General features: G+C 40.8%; 14 protein-coding genes. 4 read left to right on the top strand and 10 right to left on the bottom strand.

Annotated features, from left to right (window positions below; all coding sequences use genetic code 11):
• The first annotated feature begins 39 nt into the window (after positions 1 to 39).
• The gene (locus IYN84_RS08420) at positions 40 to 576 is read left to right on the top strand and encodes a hypothetical protein (RefSeq protein ID WP_196138768.1); all 537 of its coding nucleotides are present in this window, start codon (positions 40 to 42) and stop codon (positions 574 to 576) included.
• Between the two features lie 82 nt (positions 577 to 658).
• On the opposite strand, the gene IYN84_RS08425 is transcribed toward IYN84_RS08420, so the two are convergent.
• Both IYN84_RS08425 and IYN84_RS08430 read right to left on the bottom strand, forming a co-directional pair.
• Positions 659 to 1,858 carry a MalY/PatB family protein gene (locus IYN84_RS08425; protein ID WP_196138769.1) on the bottom strand — a complete coding sequence of 400 codons (1,200 nt, stop codon included), beginning with the start codon at positions 1,856 to 1,858 and terminating at the stop codon, positions 659 to 661.
• 82 nt (positions 1,859 to 1,940) lie between these two features.
• Positions 1,941 to 2,285, bottom strand: a complete 345-nt coding sequence (locus tag IYN84_RS08430; protein WP_196138770.1) for a hypothetical protein — start codon at positions 2,283 to 2,285, stop codon at positions 1,941 to 1,943.
• Between the two features lie 317 nt (positions 2,286 to 2,602).
• On the opposite strand from IYN84_RS08430, the gene tsaA reads away from it, so the two are divergent.
• The 3 genes from tsaA to IYN84_RS08445 all read left to right on the top strand — a co-directional run bounded on the left by tsaA (position 2,603) and on the right by IYN84_RS08445 (position 6,646).
• The gene (tsaA, locus tag IYN84_RS08435; protein ID WP_196138771.1) at positions 2,603 to 3,322 is read left to right on the top strand and encodes a tRNA (N6-threonylcarbamoyladenosine(37)-N6)-methyltransferase TrmO; all 720 of its coding nucleotides are present in this window, start codon (positions 2,603 to 2,605) and stop codon (positions 3,320 to 3,322) included.
• Positions 3,323 to 3,470: 148 nt separating this feature from the next.
• On the top strand, positions 3,471 to 4,577 hold the full coding sequence (locus tag IYN84_RS08440; RefSeq protein WP_196138772.1) for a tyrosine-type recombinase/integrase: 1,107 nt from the start codon (positions 3,471 to 3,473) through the stop codon (positions 4,575 to 4,577).
• Between the two features lie 14 nt (positions 4,578 to 4,591).
• Complete coding sequence (locus tag IYN84_RS08445; RefSeq protein ID WP_371734850.1) at positions 4,592 to 6,646, top strand: ATP-dependent helicase; 2,055 nt, start codon at positions 4,592 to 4,594, stop codon at positions 6,644 to 6,646.
• 76 nt (positions 6,647 to 6,722) lie between these two features.
• Here IYN84_RS08445 and IYN84_RS08450 read toward each other — a convergent pair whose 3' ends face one another.
• The 8 genes from IYN84_RS08450 to IYN84_RS08485 all read right to left on the bottom strand — a co-directional run bounded on the left by IYN84_RS08450 (position 6,723) and on the right by IYN84_RS08485 (position 15,854).
• Entirely contained in the window at positions 6,723 to 7,952 is a 1,230-nt protein-coding gene (locus tag IYN84_RS08450) for a Zn-dependent hydrolase (protein ID WP_196138774.1), read from the bottom strand.
• Positions 7,953 to 7,982: 30 nt separating this feature from the next.
• The gene (asnB, locus tag IYN84_RS08455) at positions 7,983 to 9,995 is read right to left on the bottom strand and encodes an asparagine synthase (glutamine-hydrolyzing) (RefSeq protein ID WP_196138775.1); all 2,013 of its coding nucleotides are present in this window, start codon (positions 9,993 to 9,995) and stop codon (positions 7,983 to 7,985) included.
• Positions 9,996 to 10,090: 95 nt separating this feature from the next.
• Complete coding sequence (locus IYN84_RS08460; protein ID WP_196138776.1) at positions 10,091 to 11,170, bottom strand: aspartate carbamoyltransferase; 1,080 nt, start codon at positions 11,168 to 11,170, stop codon at positions 10,091 to 10,093.
• 105 nt (positions 11,171 to 11,275) lie between these two features.
• On the bottom strand, positions 11,276 to 12,709 hold the full coding sequence (locus IYN84_RS08465; protein ID WP_196138777.1) for a sodium:solute symporter family protein: 1,434 nt from the start codon (positions 12,707 to 12,709) through the stop codon (positions 11,276 to 11,278).
• A 13-nt stretch (positions 12,710 to 12,722) separates the two neighbouring features.
• Entirely contained in the window at positions 12,723 to 13,181 is a 459-nt protein-coding gene (locus tag IYN84_RS08470; protein ID WP_196138778.1) for a hypothetical protein, read from the bottom strand.
• A 193-nt stretch (positions 13,182 to 13,374) separates the two neighbouring features.
• The gene (locus IYN84_RS08475; protein ID WP_196138779.1) at positions 13,375 to 13,863 is read right to left on the bottom strand and encodes a MarR family winged helix-turn-helix transcriptional regulator; all 489 of its coding nucleotides are present in this window, start codon (positions 13,861 to 13,863) and stop codon (positions 13,375 to 13,377) included.
• Positions 13,864 to 14,042: 179 nt separating this feature from the next.
• Positions 14,043 to 14,450 carry a YbaN family protein gene (locus tag IYN84_RS08480; protein ID WP_196138780.1) on the bottom strand — a complete coding sequence of 136 codons (408 nt, stop codon included), beginning with the start codon at positions 14,448 to 14,450 and terminating at the stop codon, positions 14,043 to 14,045.
• A 156-nt stretch (positions 14,451 to 14,606) separates the two neighbouring features.
• On the bottom strand, positions 14,607 to 15,854 hold the full coding sequence (locus IYN84_RS08485) for a GGDEF domain-containing protein (RefSeq protein ID WP_196138781.1): 1,248 nt from the start codon (positions 15,852 to 15,854) through the stop codon (positions 14,607 to 14,609).
• Positions 15,855 to 15,880 lie beyond the last annotated feature (26 nt).

Raw genomic sequence — 15,880 nt, forward strand, 5'->3', positions numbered from 1 at the left:
TAAATTAATCCATCGGATTTATTAATAGGGAGGCTCATAATGAAACGACTTTATTATTTAACCGATACTATGGAAAGTACTGAGAGCATTGCCGATGACCTACATAAGGCCGGAGTAGTAGACTGGAACTTTCATGTGCTTAGCAAGCAAAGAGAAAGCGGGCTTTATCGCCGCCATATTCATTCAGCAAACTGGTTTCATAAATCAGATATCATTCATAGCCTGGAGCGAGGGATTATTTTTGGGTTAGGGACAGGAGCCCTCCTTGCCTGGGTACTTTCAATAGTCCCCGTCTTCGGTGACACAATTAGCGGCGCAGCAGTCGGCTTTGTTATGCTGTTTAGCGTGTTTCTCGGAGGGTGGCTTGGCGGCTTCATCGGAATTCAGACGGAAAACTACAAAATCCGGCGGTTCCACGACAAGCTAGAACAGGGCTACTTTCTGATTATGGTGGATGTTGAAGTCGGCCAGGAGGATATCGTTCGCGAGGTAATGAGTCAAAAACATCAAGAAGCAAACTTCGCTACCGATGGCTCTTCAGTTGTCACTCCGTTTCATCAACCAAAATCAATTTAACGTCCAGCTTGGCTTGTTAAGAGGGAATACACCGCCAATACAGAACAAATAATTCCCTCCGGAATCTAATGGATCTGGAGGGTTATAATTTATCTATAGCCGTTTTAATCTGATTGAGCGCTTTATCTAGTAAGCTTCTTGAACAAGCAAAGTTTAATCTGAAAAATCCTTCTCCTCCACGGCCAAAGTCTAATCCATCATAAAGTCCGACTTTAGCCTGATGGATAAAAATATCCTGTAACTGAGCATTAGGCAGTCCGAGCGCACGACAGTCCAGCCATGCCAGATAAGTGCCTTGCGCGGGCAACAATCTTATTTTCGGAATATTATCTTTCAGAAATGATTCAAGATAAGTTCGATTTTCATATAAATATTCACGTAAGCAATCTAACCACTCCTCTCCTTGTGAATAGGCCGCTTCGGTAGCAATAGCAACAAATAGACTGTCAAGATTAACCTGTGAGTTGTCGACTTGCTGCTGTATCTTTTTCCTTAAATTTTGGTCATCACAAATCAGGGTTGATTGAGGAAGTCCGGCAAGATTGAAAGACTTACAAGTAGAAATGATGGTAACTGACGAAGGCCTCTCAGATTGCGGCAAAGCATTAAAGTGACAATGTTTTATCCCTGGCCTGGTCAGGTCCGCATGGATTTCGTCGCTTACGACCTTTATGTTATGTCTCAAGCATATCCTGGCAAGCTCAGCTAAGGTTTCTTTCGACCAAACTCTTCCTGTTGGATTATGTGGACTGCACAGGATCAGTAATTTGGTTTTATCGCTGACTTGACTCTCCAATAGCTCAAGATCCATTTTGTAGCCATTATCGGTCAGGACAAGCGGGTTTTCGATCAGACGTCGATTATTATTTCTGACGATGTTCATCAAGGGAGGATAAGATGGAACCTGTACGATGACTTCATCTTCGGGCTGAGTAAGCAGGTTCACCAGCATATTTACCGCGGCAACAGTTCCGGGAGGATAAAAAATCAAGTCTCTTACCGAAACCTTCCATTGGTAACGACGGCTGAGCCAGTTAACAACCGACTCTATATAACCGCGCGTTCGAAAAGTATATCCGTATATTCCATGAGAAAGGCGATGCTGGAGAGCTTCCCTAACTGCTGCTGGAGCTGCAAAATCCATGTCGGCAACCCACAGGGGGATGATATCCTCTCGACCAAACTTGTGGAGTCTTTTGTCCCACTTTACACAATCAGTTTTGATTCTGCTTGGTGGCTCGTCAAAGCTTCTCAGCAACGAGTCTCTGAATTCCTTATTCATAATTTGATGTGGACATGATGAAAGTATAACTTCAGTATAAAATGACCGAAGCTAGTGCAGCAAATATCTATCGAATATTGAACTAGGCTTTATCAATGTAAAAAGTCTTAACAAATTTCTGCTGCTTTTGATGAATACGCTTAAAGATACTCTCTTTTAGGTGGGTATCATCTATGGAGCCTAATGATTTAACTATTTTCTCCACTTTCTTGAATTCCATTGTATCCAGCTCGTGATCATCTCCGCACGGCTCGCAAAAAATAAAATATTCCTTTTTTAGTGGCAGAGTTTTGATTCGGAACAACCTTGCCCATTCCGTTAGCTTTCCAAACTTCCAGGTTGTTTTACATTGGCACTGATAGCAGTAGCTATGACAGACATTCCCCAGATTTTGCGCAAACTTCTCAAAATTAAAAATACTGCTCATACTACTTCCGCTGGTAAGTTTATTTTTTAATTCTACGTATCTCATTTTAAGATATTGTCAATTTATGGATTATTGGAGGCGAGTGCAAGGGAAAATCAATTTAATAACACATTAAATAATAAATAAGCGAAATGAGAAGCGATAAACATTTTAAAAAAACGAATATCTTAAAACTAAATATCATATCTCTCTCCATAAAGAATATCGCGAAATAGCTGAGTCATACCTGACAAAGCTTTTCAAGCTTTCGATGCATAGAAATTAGTGTAAACTCTCATTTCGATTATACTTTTCCATAACCCTGACACTTACCATCAATGAGTCAATTTACTTTTGAGCCCATTGGCATAATTAAAAGCCCTTTTAAACAGAAGTTTGCTATTCCCAGGCAGCCAGGGCTAGCACCTCATGCAATTGGAGAGCTTGTTTTTAGCCCACCCTTTGACCAGATTGAAATGCTTGCAGGATTGGAAGACTTTAGCCACCTGTGGATAAGCTTTGTCTTCCATCAAACACTCGAACAAGGATGGTCTCCCAGGGTTCGCCCCCCCCGATTAGGAGGGAACAAAAAGGTTGGTGTTTTTGCAACCCGTTCTACTTTCAGACCGAATCCAATAGGGTTATCGGTAGTTAAACTATTAAAAATCGAGCAGACTAAAAATCAGCTTTTACTCAAACTCGGGGGAATTGATCTTCTTGATGGAACACCAGTGCTTGATATCAAACCTTATATTCCCTATGCAGACAGCCTTAGTGGTGCATCAGCAGGGTTCGCAAATGATAAACCTCCAGCATTGATGACAGTGAAATTTAGCGCCCAGGCTCAATCCTTTTGTGAACAGAGCAAATCAGAGCATCCTTTCCTGATGGAGTTAATCGACGAAGTGCTCGCACAGGATCCCAGGCCCGCCTACCGCAAAAATAAAAAGGACGAAAAAGAATATGCGGTACAACTTTATTCTCTGGATATACACTGGCTCGTCACAGATAACACCCAAATACTGGTAACTTCCATTAAATCTCTAAAGAAAAAATAATTCTTTTTTGTCAGTTAGTTAACTAAGAACCAGACACTCTAAAGAAGATATTTAAGCGCAAAGTTTGTCCTTTCACGCAAATACTACTTGCCTAAATAGTACTAATAGGTATAGTATTTGTTCTACAGTAACAACTTAAGGATGGGCAATGGACAATCAGCCGTTAAATGATCAGCTTACTATTAGCCTGGTTAATAATGAGCAGTCTTGCCAGAGCCAAATTGAATTATTTAGTGTAGATAAAACAGAAGCGATTTCTTGTTATCAACAACAACTGATAGATAAGATAGAGCTTACGAATTTGCTTTCAGAAGAGCAAAAGCGCCTTTGCTTACTCTGGACACTACGCCTGTTTCAATTTCATCCAACTTGTAAACCTGAAAAGATAAACAGCAAAATCCTGGAATGTTTTCTTTCTCATCTCGCCCATGACCAAGGGATGAGTCTTCCTCAGCAGCGTATTGCAGAGAAAACAATAAGGTTTTGCTTTAAAAATTTCCTGAAGGTTGAATTTGGGAATCTCCACTTTGCGCGGCGTACCCCACGCCGCGAATTTTTTTCTCGAATCAGCTCAAAAGAAACCAGTGAAGTAATCAAATTGATGAAAGGAACTACTCAATTGATAGTGAAGCTCGCGTATGAAAGTGAGTTACTACTTCAGGAAGTGGTTAACTTGCGAATAGGCGATCTTGATTTAAAAAAGGGCCTGATAACAGTGCGAGAAAGCAATGGAAAAGCTACTCGAGTAGTACCGCTCCCCTTACATCTTAGTATGGATCTGAGAATTCAGTCGTTACGAGTTCGTAGTTTACTTAGAAGGCAGTACGAAAGTGACTATAAAGAAAGCTCAGTCGACTCTTCTTCCACGGAGTCAAAAAGAACTCCTGACCATGAACATATTTCGAATGCTCATAATTTGCTCAGTCAAGAGAAGCTAAAAGCAGATAGCTGCTGGCAGTTTTTATTCACTATAGGCTCAATCACTAGAGCAGGAAACCGTAATATTATAGATCCGCTTTCTCGTATTTCGACGGAAGTTGTTAAAAATGATTTTTCGCTGGCACACCGTCAATTAAAACGTTTTTCATCTTCGCCTGAAAAACGCCCAATAGACATGAATCTCAAGACAAACAGACTTACTACACACAAGCCCAAAGTTGATCAGATTGTAAATAAGCCAAAATCCACAGTAGCTCAACTAGCAAAGTCAGTGAAGCAACCGCTCAAATCAAATAATTATTCTTTGGCTATTTAGAAATACTCTGTAATATCCAACTTAATTCAGAACAAAAAAAGGCAGTCCAATTTGGAGAGTTCAACTCAAAAAACAAATTTGAATCTCCTCCTTTATTAATTATCGCCGGAGCTGGTACAGGAAAAACCAATACCTTGGCTCATAGAGCAGCACATTTGATTGTATCTGGAGTCGACCCAGAAAGAATTCTTCTAATGACTTTTTCAAGGCGCGCGGCAAAAGAACTGGTAGAAAGAACCAGACAAATAGTTGCCAAGCAACTAAAAGAGAAGAACAAAAAAATAAATTCGCTTCATATCCCCTGGATGGGCACCTTTCACTCTATTGCCAATCGTCTACTAAGATTTTATGCCAAAGCAATCGGTATCGAATCTAACTTTACAATTATTGATCGAAGTGATGCAGAGGATTTAATCGATGTGCTTCGTTATGATTTAGGTTTTTCTTCACTCAGCAAGAGATTCCCTAAAAAAGCAACCTGCATAAACATATACTCTCGCTGTGTGAATTCACAAGGAGAACTGGAGAAAATATTAAAAGAAGAATTTCCCTGGTGCACGGATTGGAAAGAAGAGTTAAGTAGCCTTTTCTCCGAATACACTGAAAAAAAATTTCAGCAGTCGCTGCTAGATTATGATGATTTATTACTGTACTGGTTTCATCTACTTGAGGATTCAAAAATTGCACAAATGGTTGCTAGTCAATTTGATCATCTATTAATCGACGAATATCAGGATACCAATATTTTACAATCAGGAATAATTACTCGACTGTTTCCTAATGGTCACGGTGTTACAGTGGTTGGTGATGATGCTCAGTCAATCTATAAATTTCGAAGTGCAGAAATAGAAAACATATTAAATTTTCCGTCTCAGTTTAACTCTCCTGCAAAAGTAATTACGCTAAAACAAAATTATCGTTCGACACAGCCGATTCTAGACCTCGCAAATCAATTACTTAAGGAAAGTAGCATTGGATATAAAAAATGTTTAACTAGTACAAAGTTAGGAGGAGAAAGGCCTTTATTGATTACCGTTGAAGATGATATTCATCAGGCTAGATATATAGTAGAGAAAATTTTGCTCGAGCGCGAGAATGGTGTTGAATTGCGTCAACAGGCAATTTTATTTCGCAGTAGTCATCATAGTGATCGCCTGGAAGTTGAATTAATGCGTCATGATATTCCATTTGTAAAATACGGCGGACTAAAATTTCTTGAAGCAGCTCATGTAAAAGACCTGCTATCAATTATTCGTTGGATCGATAATCCCAAACATCGGCTTTCTGGTTTTAGAGTTCTCAAGTTATTTCCAGGAATAGGACCAGGCATTGCAAATAAAGTACTCGACTATTTTGAGTTAATTCAATTTAATTCCTCCAGTTTATTTCAATATACTCCACCGCCTGCAGCCGAGGACTATTGGCAAAAATTTGTCTCGCTATTAGATAAATTTCAAGATCCAAATATCACCTGGCCATCTCAAATGGAACAAATAAAAAACTTTTATATTGAGCTACTAGAAGAAAATTATGAAGATGCGTATATCCGGGAGAATGATATAAACCAGTTAGCGTTAGTAAGTCAGCAATATCAGAGTCGAGAAAGGTTTATCAGCGAATTAACACTCGATCCTCCGGTTGCGAGCGGTGATCTTTCAGACAAACCACATAAAGATGATGACTTTCTTATCTTATCAACCGTACATAGCGCTAAAGGACAAGAATGGAAAAACGTTTTCATTATGAATGTAGCAGAGGGAAATTTTCCCAACGAATATGCTACTGGCGATAAAAAAGCGATCGAAGAAGAGCGAAGACTCCTTAATGTGGCTATAACTCGCGCTAAGCAAAAGCTCCATCTGATTCAACCGTTAAAATATTGGATACCTGAACAAACCAAATATGGCGATAGGCATGTCTACGGCGGAAAAAGTCGTTTTTTAACTCAAAGCGTGTCTGCCTATTTAAATGCCATTCATTGGCCTGCTTCTTTAACTCAAGTTGCAGAGAAAAAGGCTGACTATAATGTAATCAATGATGTTCAGAAAAGAATTCAAAATTTATGGTAAAAGTAAAGCGTAGCCAATCACTTTCAACACTAGAAAATTTACCTGATCGATTTATACAAATTTAGAAAGCCGATGGCTAACTCCTGGCTAACTCTAAAACAGTATCCAATAGCAGGTTACACCCGCACTCAACATCGTCCCAATGTGACCACTCATCCGGAGCATGACTAATACCACCGACACTCGGAATAAAAATCAGGCCTGTGGGAGCGATATCTGCAAAAAACTGACAATCATGCCCTGCCCCGCTGGGCATCAGCATATAGTCTAAATTTTTGTTTTTGGCTATCGACTCTATCTCTGTATAAACCTCACTGGAAAAGTGCCTCGGTTCGAGCCAGCTCATCTGTTCGTACTCGAACATCAGATGGTGTTTCCGAGCTATAGCAGATAACACTTTACGGCAAGCATTCGCCAAATTCTCCATTGTACCGGGATCCAGATCTCGTCCCACCAGCGTAAAGTCAGCTTCTCCCGGTATTGTGTGAGCATATCCAGGCTTAAGTTCCACACTGCCAATTGTCAGGCGCGACAGCTCGCTTCCTTCTTCATCAATAATTCGAGAAATTTCATGAGCGAAATCTGCTACTCCCATAAATGCATCGCTACGCATATTCATGGGTGCCGTACCTGCATGATCGGCTTTTCCGATAAGCTTGACTAGCCACTTATAGACTCCTGAAATTCCGGTAACTATTCCAATTTGCTTGTTCTCGGCCTCTAATACTGGTCCCTGTTCGATGTGCAATTCCAGAAAAGCTTTAATTGATTTAGGGTCGCGCCTTGCATGCATCGCTTCATAAGGCTCTAGACCTGCTTTTTTAAGCGCATCAACCAACCTTTCTCCATTAGGATCTTTAGCTGACTCTAACCATTCAATGGTAAGCTGGCCTGTCAATGCTTGTGCTCCCAACATGCCGCCAAAACGTCCTTCCTCCTCGCTAGTGCCAATAACTTCTATTGGATGTTCAAGTTCAATATTATTTTCTTTTAATACCCTGACAATCTCCAGGCCAGCAATAACGCCAAGAGTTCCATCAAAAATTCCACCAGCAGGTACCGAGTCTATATGAGATCCAATAATGACTGCCGGCTTGGATGAGTTACCAAACCGTCCACACACATTTCCTACACCATCAATATGAGACTCCATTCCAACTTGATTAAACTTTTCCAATAACCAGCGACGAGCTTCCATATCAACATCAGTTAAACCTTGTCGATATACGCCTTTGTCTGCTTCATTAAAACCAAACTTGGAAAGTTGGAATAAATCAGACTCCACTCGCTTGATATCGATTTTCAATGATTTCTCCTCTGAATTTTTAGCACTTGACTAAGCATGCCAACCAAACTGTTTTGCTTTTTTCGCGGCCAGCTTCGGAATATCTTGCTCTATAAAATGATGATGCATTAACTGAACGCCGATAACATGGTTGATCACAGCGTCAAGTTGAACTTTTACATCTCGCTGCATAGCAGGATCGTCGTGACTGGTTAACATATTTTGAATCGCCTGAAAATCCAATAACCCTGCAGCCTTTACTTTTTCTTCATTGGCAAATTCATTAATTAGCGTCATCATAGATTGCCACTTTTTCTGATCAGTATGTGCAGGAGGGGCCATAAAGGCAAATTTCTGACGTTTATACAGTGACTCAGGGAGTAATCCTTTCATTGCTTCCCTTAGAACATATTTTTCAGTTGCACCTTTTATGCGCATCTGCGGTGGAACCTGAGTAGCAAATTTTGCAAGATGATGATCCAGAAAAGCAGGACGAGCTTCCATTGAATTTGCCATGTCAACTCTGTCGCCTCCCCAGGTAAGGATCTGACCTTCAAGCATCGTTTTTATCCACACATACTGTGCTTTATCCAATGGATGACGTCCATCCAGTTGACTCTCATCAAATGTATTAGCTATTGCCGCGCCTGCATCGTAATTCACTAACTCCTCTCTCCATTGAGGATTAATAAGCTGCATCGCAGACTCATGGCAATGTAACCAGTTTTGCAGACACGTTGGAGTAAAGCCAACGACATTATTCATAGCTTGTGAAGAATAAGCTTCCCGAGGAAGCATCGCGCCTTTAAACAAGGCATTGTTTGCTTGTAAGCTTGCCTGATATTCGCTTTTCAAACTTGCCGGTAAATCCTCCAGACCGTATAAAAACATATCTTGGCGGAAGGCGGGATAGCCAGCAAAAAGTTCATCCGAACCTTCCCCGGTAAGTACAACTTTATAGTGGTTCTCGCGAACTTTTTCGCTCATTAATAATTTTGCAACGGCCAGAGTGTTGTAAATTGTTCGCTCTGTATGCCATATCGTTCTTTCGAAATTTTGATAGAGTTGCTCAGCAGAAAGAGAAAGTACAACTTGATCGGCTCCGGTTTTATCGGCCATTTCTCGGGCGATAGGAGTCTCATCATAATCATTACTATCAAACCCAATAGTAAAAGCCTTTACCGGGTCCTGCCTGACGGCTGCAGACAATCCCAGGATTGAGCAAGAATCAATTCCTCCCGATAAGTAACAACCAACCGGAACATCCGCTTGTAAACGATGGTCAACAGCTTCAAGTAAACTTTCTCTTAAACCGTCGATATAGTAGTTTTCATCCTTATGATTAACATATTCACCGGCGACAGGAAAATCAATATCCCAGTATTTTTGTTCATGAACTGTTAAACGTCCATTCTTTCTTTGAATTTTGATTAAGTGTCCTGGAGGAACCTGATGTATATCTTTAAATGCTGTACTTCCGGGTACCATGACCTGGATAAGTTGATGATAGGTTCCTTCTGCGCTCATCTCTCTCTTAACTTTTGGATGGGCAAACAAAACTTTTAACTCGGAACCAAAAACAATCCCCTCATCCATTTGAGTCCAATAGAGAGGCTTTATACCAAAACGATCTCGAACTAAATACAAACAGTCTTCGTCCTTATCAAAGAGTGCAAAAGCGAACTCTCCTCTTAACTGTTCAATCGTTTTTTCAATACCGTAGCGGGGATAAAGATGTAAAATGATTTCAGAATCACTTTTGGTGTTAAATTCAGCTCCCTGGCTAGTAAGACTAGCTCTAATCTTTTGAAAATCATAAAACTCGCCATTGTGAACAAGAAAGTATTTATTGTTTTCACTACAATGCGGCTGCCTTCCTCGCTCTTTATTCAAATCGTTAATTGAAAGTCGGGCGTGACTCATACCCAGGCCAAGTCCTTCTGGATTGACGTAACCGAAATCATCCGGACCTCGGTGATGTTGAATCGCAGCCATATTGACCAATAGTTGCGAATCTATTGGTTGATTGTTTGCTTGGTGAAAAACACCAGCAATTCCACACATAATCTACTCCAATAAAATATGTTTCTTAGATACAACAGACTCAGCCAAAGACTAAATCGTTTATAAAAAATTCCTACAAGTAAACCGCGCAGACTCTAGATAACATCCATCACTCTTTCCATTCGCTGACACATACAGGTCAACAATGCCATTCTCAAAAAAACCGCGCCTCGCGCCTGAGCGAAATACCAATTATGGGATGTTTCATCCAGTTCCGTTGCTAACTCTTCTCCTCGGGCTAAAGGATGCAAGATAATTGCATCTTCTTTAATCGGTGAATTAGCATCGAGAATAAAGCTCTCTCCAAATGATTGATAATCATTTCCAACCCATGCAATTGCGTTAATATAGATCACATCCAGTTCAGGAAGAGAACTATTAAACTGAGTAGAAACTCGAACGTTCAATCCTCTATCCTCTAATTGCTCTAACTGATGTTCATCAAATATTGAATCACTGCTGCCATCATGAATAATGACAACTTCTTCGAATATTTCAGGAAAAAAACTAAATAGTTTTAGCAAGCTTCGAACGGTTCTCATTTTGTTTGGTACACCTACGATACCAACCCTGATCCTGTCACTCTCATCCAGTTCACTTTTTAAAAGCTCAGGTTTCCATTTGAAAATTGTGTAGAGATCAGCTAATGCCTGTGTTGGATGCTCGTCAATTCCATTTCCCGCGTTGATAATTGGAATCCGCAAGCTACCCATCATTTCCTGAACAGATGACTCGCTTGAATCTCTTAAAACTACACAGTCGCCATAATTGTTAAACATTTCAGCAACATCAGCGAGAGATTCTCCTTTAGCAATTCCTGTCGTTGCCCGGTCGGTGATCGACATAATATCTCCGCCCAAACGATGCCAGGCACTTTCAAAAGAAAGTCGAGTTCTGGTGCTGGGCTCATAAAAAGCACTGATTAAAATTTTTCCCTTTAAAGGTGTCGAATACCTTTCTGGATTACTCTCGTATTTCGCCGCCAATCGAAATAACTGCAACAGGGTATTTTTTTCAAATTGATCACTGGAGACTATGTGCTGCGACTCAAGTAGCTTAAGATAGTCTCCTTCTTCCTGAATATTCTTTAATAAAGCTTTGGGATGTGCATCACCGTATACGTCGAGGCTTTCTCTAGAGAATGAAACCTCTTCTTTTAGTTGCGAATCTACCATAACTGATCCTTTTTCCAATCTATAAATACCAGTAACAAAAGTACAAATGGCGACACCAGGGTCACCCCCAAAGCTGCATAAACCAGCAACTCAAATGAGCTGAACTCAATCATTATTTTTCACCTCTTCGGCGCTTAGTAGCTGCCAGTCAAAGTTCTCATTCCTTAATGCAATACCTGATAGGCAAATCACTAAGGATACTAAACATGACAGCAATGCAGCGACATAAAAACCAATTTTAAAATAGCCGACCAGGCCAATAGCTGATGCAATCGCCATTGCAAGAGCAGCAGTAATCCCCCCAAGACGACGGTAGTAAAGTCCAAATACGATTGGCCAGATGGTACTTGCCACAAAAGCACCGGTGAAATTTAACAACGCACCAAGCGTTGCAACTTTTGGTAAACATAAAAGCCAGGTAAATCCACCAAGCCCCACAATCATATATTTGCTCGTTTTGAGAAGTTGCTTTTTAGTGGCATCTTTCCTGAATAAGCCTTTATATATATCTTTAGTTAGCAGGTCACTTGTAGCAGCCAACAAAGAATCAAGACTTGATGCTAATGCCGAAAAAACCACAACAAAAACGAAAATCGCACCGATATCACCAAGCAACCTTGCGGCAATCATAGGACCAATCATATCAGCGCTTGGAGGATAAATATTAAGCGCCATTGCAGAAAGTGCAACGAATCCGGTGACAATAGGAATTGGCAACCATAACAATCCAGATAGGAGAAAAGCACGCTGCCCCAAATTTTGTTTAAAGGCAAAAGCCCGAGACCACCACACGTTCGAGTGAAATATTTCGCCGATGCCAAAAAATATATTATTGAATAAAAACATGATCGCAGCGGGAAAGAGCAGATTTAATAGTTCAGGACTTTCTCGGCTTACAGCAGTATGAATATTTTCCAAACCCACATCACGTACACAAATGTAGCCAATTAGTAAAACACCAAAAAGAATAATAATTGTTTGAATAAAATCAGTAGCAATAACTGCTCTGAGTCCACCAAGCAGGGTATATAAAACACAGATAATAAGAATGGCGCTCATTCCAATGTGATAGTCAATTCCACTCAGTGCAGATAACAAAATCCCGCCTGCCATGCCAAGGCTAACTAACCAGCCAAGTGCGTAAAAAAGAGAAACTATCAAAAATACAAACCAGGCCACTTTGCCATATCGCAAGCGTATAAAATCACCGCAAGTATAGCCTTGAGGCATGAGTAACTTTATTCGTTTGGCCAAAGGCGCAAATAAAATCAATCCCAGCGCCGCCATCGAATAGCCAACCATTCCCCATATTCCAAACTGATAAGTTAGTTGAGGAGCAACTAAAGTCGTATTGGATGTTATCCAGGTCGCCATCGCTGTGGCCGACGCAAAAGCAAACCCCACGTTCCTTCCTGCGAGCATGAAATCGTCCAGGGACTCATTCTTTTTGCCTAACCACCAACCGAAGCCAACCCAAAAGATTCCGAAAACGCCTAATATCAAGAATGCCCAGTGACTGGGAATAGTAACTAGTTCCATAGGGGGTTACCGTCTACTCAGGTTGCTTTTCGCCCGCCTTGTAAACGCGAGCTAGTTGTGGAAAGAAAATTAGGACAATCAGAAAAATAAACAGGCCCGCACCAAGTGCAAACAGTTTGAAAGCCATCGACAATTCGCGATGATGAACGGTAATAGTCACAGGATTGCTTTGTGAAGCTCCGCCAGAATCAACAATTCGAGCAAAAAACACCCCATCAGAATAACCACTTAGCGCTATTTCACCAGCCAAATTAAGCGGATAAGTCTTTACTAACCGGTTAAACTCGGGAGTATCAGCAACTTGAAGCAGCCACTTATCATTTGAGATCTTTTTATTCCATCTCAAACTATAATACCCTTCTTTAACCAGTTGAGATTCCGGGCTCAACTTAAGCCCTTCGGCATCAACGAATGGCGAAACCAAAGTTAAAATCATTAAAAGCAGCAATTTTTCAACGTATGAAAAGCTCATGACAGACACAAATGCTGTAAATGGTCGCACTAATACTACAACAATTATACTTTGTACTCAAATCATCTTAATATTAAAATTAGTAAATAAAAGCGAATATTAGGCTAACACAAAGCATTCGTTTGCATTTGCACAGGCATAGCGAAAGCAGATCGATCGAATCAACCTATTAAATATAGCTTTAGTGACAGAACTAGTGTTCTTCTGGTGATTTTGCCACAATTGGGCCAATTTCAAGCAAGGGGGCAGCGTCCAGATCGGCAGCATCCATCATTGTGGCAACACGACTGAAGCTCGACAAAAGTAAATTTTGCTCCCAATCTTCGAGTGCTTGAAAACGCTCAATGAAGTGATCCTGAAGTGGTTTAGGTGATTTTTCGAGCAGCGACTCGCCCTTACCAGTTAGATGTATTGAAACCTTGCGCCTGTCAAACTCGCTACGCGTCCGCTCTATTGTCTGACGAGACTCCAGCCTGTCCAAAATAGTCGTAATAGTTCCCTGGCTTAGGTTAACTTTGGTCGCTATGTCTTTGGCAGAGACCCCCTTATTTGACTGAATTTCCTGCAGGACCAATAACTGGGGGCCCGTTAGTCCTGAGTCCTTATTGAGCTTTTTAGAGTGTAGATCGATTGAACGAATAATTTTTCGGAGTGATACTAAAAGCTCTTCGTATTTTTGCATAGGCTGACTATATTCTTTCACTTTCTTCGATTTACTCTGGTCCCCCAACTTTCAAACAAACCGCTCATTTGCTATTTGGAAGGGATATTCGGCAATTATTAAATCGAATAAAGTCGTGTGGATCAACTAAAGATGGAAAATCCGATACAGATTTTTCAATCTCATAAGCCCTGACACTTTCAAGAAAGGCTACTTTCCCGACTCAAATCTTCCGAGTTTGGTAGACGATAAACGAAAAACAATGGATAAAGCATAATGACATAAATTGCTAACAGCAATTCAGTTGATTCAATAATCAGCCAACTGTAAATACACGCCACTAACATGGAGCCAATGGCAAGAAATTTGGCTTTTCTGGGGATGCTACGGTTTTCTTGCCAGTTTTTAATGATCGGGCCAAAAATAGAATGAGATACTAGCCAGGAATGAAGACAGGGAGAAGACTTTGCAAAACATACAGCAGCGCCTAAAAGAAAAATTGTTGTCGGTAAACCAGGTACGACAATTCCTACACCACCAATTGCAACTAGCAACAATCCTGCGCAGATGAACAGGTACTTAACTATGCCTTTTTGCTGCTGCATCATAGCAAAAACACCGTTACCTAAGAACAATATATTTATCTAATACTAAACCAAAACTACCATAATTCAATATTTTCTAAAGAATTAAAGTGTAGTCATGGAAACCAATGTCGGAGCCCCTCCGACAATTAATAGACCTGAGAAATTATTACTTCCTATCTATAATTTCTTTGAGCAATACATTTGCTGGTCCGCGTAATTAAGCAGTTCCGACGCGTCAGAGCCGTGCTTTGGAAAGGTAGCGATGCCTAAACTGTACTTAAATTCCATCAGTTGCGACTCTTGATGGTAGGGCTCACTCATAATTCGCTTCAAACGTGACAAAAAGCTGTCTATAGAGTCGATCAGCGTGTTCTCATCCAGTAGAATCAGAAATTCATCACCTCCGATTCGCGCAACAATATCAGACTCACGAAAACTTTTGATTAATCGCTTGGCAAACTCTACCAGGTAATTATCTCCGGCAATATGACCAAACTGATCATTAACCTGCTTAAAGTCATCCAGATCAAGATAAACAATAGAGACCTGGTTATGCTTACGTTTGGCACGACTTAAGGCTGTTTCCAAGTGCTCATGCAAGCCAAAACGATTCATCAACCCGGTAAGCTGGTCGCGGACAGCCATTTCGCGAAGTTCTGCTTCCAGATTTTTACGGTCAGTAATATTCCTCGATATCCCCTCGACTCCGTCGAAACAGCCATCTTTATCGTAACGAGCGAAAGCACTGGTGGCGACCCAAATGGTTGAGCCATCTCTCTTTCTGAGCATAGACTCAACTTCGACCGGCTTGCCGCCTCCTTGCATGATTTTGGTCAGTGCCTCAGCACGTTGATGTGGCTCAGAATAAAATTGTGATAAAGGCTGGCCAATTACTTCCTTTTCATCGTAGCCTAAAATATCTGCCGAATATGGAGAAGCCATAGTGATTAACCCATTGGCATCAGTTCGATAAAAGATACCGGGCATATTCTCGATAATTTTACGAAACTCACTTTCCGATTGCTTCAGTCGGTTAAGTAGCATCTGTTGAAGGGTGATATCGCGTAAACTGCAAACAACACACTCATCACCATCGGTTGCAGTAAAAACATTAACTTTTAACTGGACAACCAGGCGCTCCCCCTTTGCGTTAAGGATTTCTATCTCATATTCATTCGGAGGATTTTCGCCTCTGAGCCGCGCTCGATATCTTTCTTGAACTAACTCGACATACTCACTCGCCACATAGTCCTGAAATTGGCTCCCCATAACTTCAGAGCGCCGTCTTCCCAGAATGTTGAGAAAAGCCTGATTTACCAGTACAAATTTATCTCGCTTTACGACAAAGACACCATCCTGGATAGTCTCGATAGTCGTGGCGTAAAACTCTTCGTCAAAGTAATTCCCTGAGTAACTGTTGTCCATTGATTACCATAGTATGTCTTATTCTT

It is taken from the genome of Aliikangiella sp. G2MR2-5 (genome assembly GCF_015687155.1).
Lineage (GTDB): Bacteria > Pseudomonadota > Gammaproteobacteria > Enterobacterales > Kangiellaceae > Aliikangiella.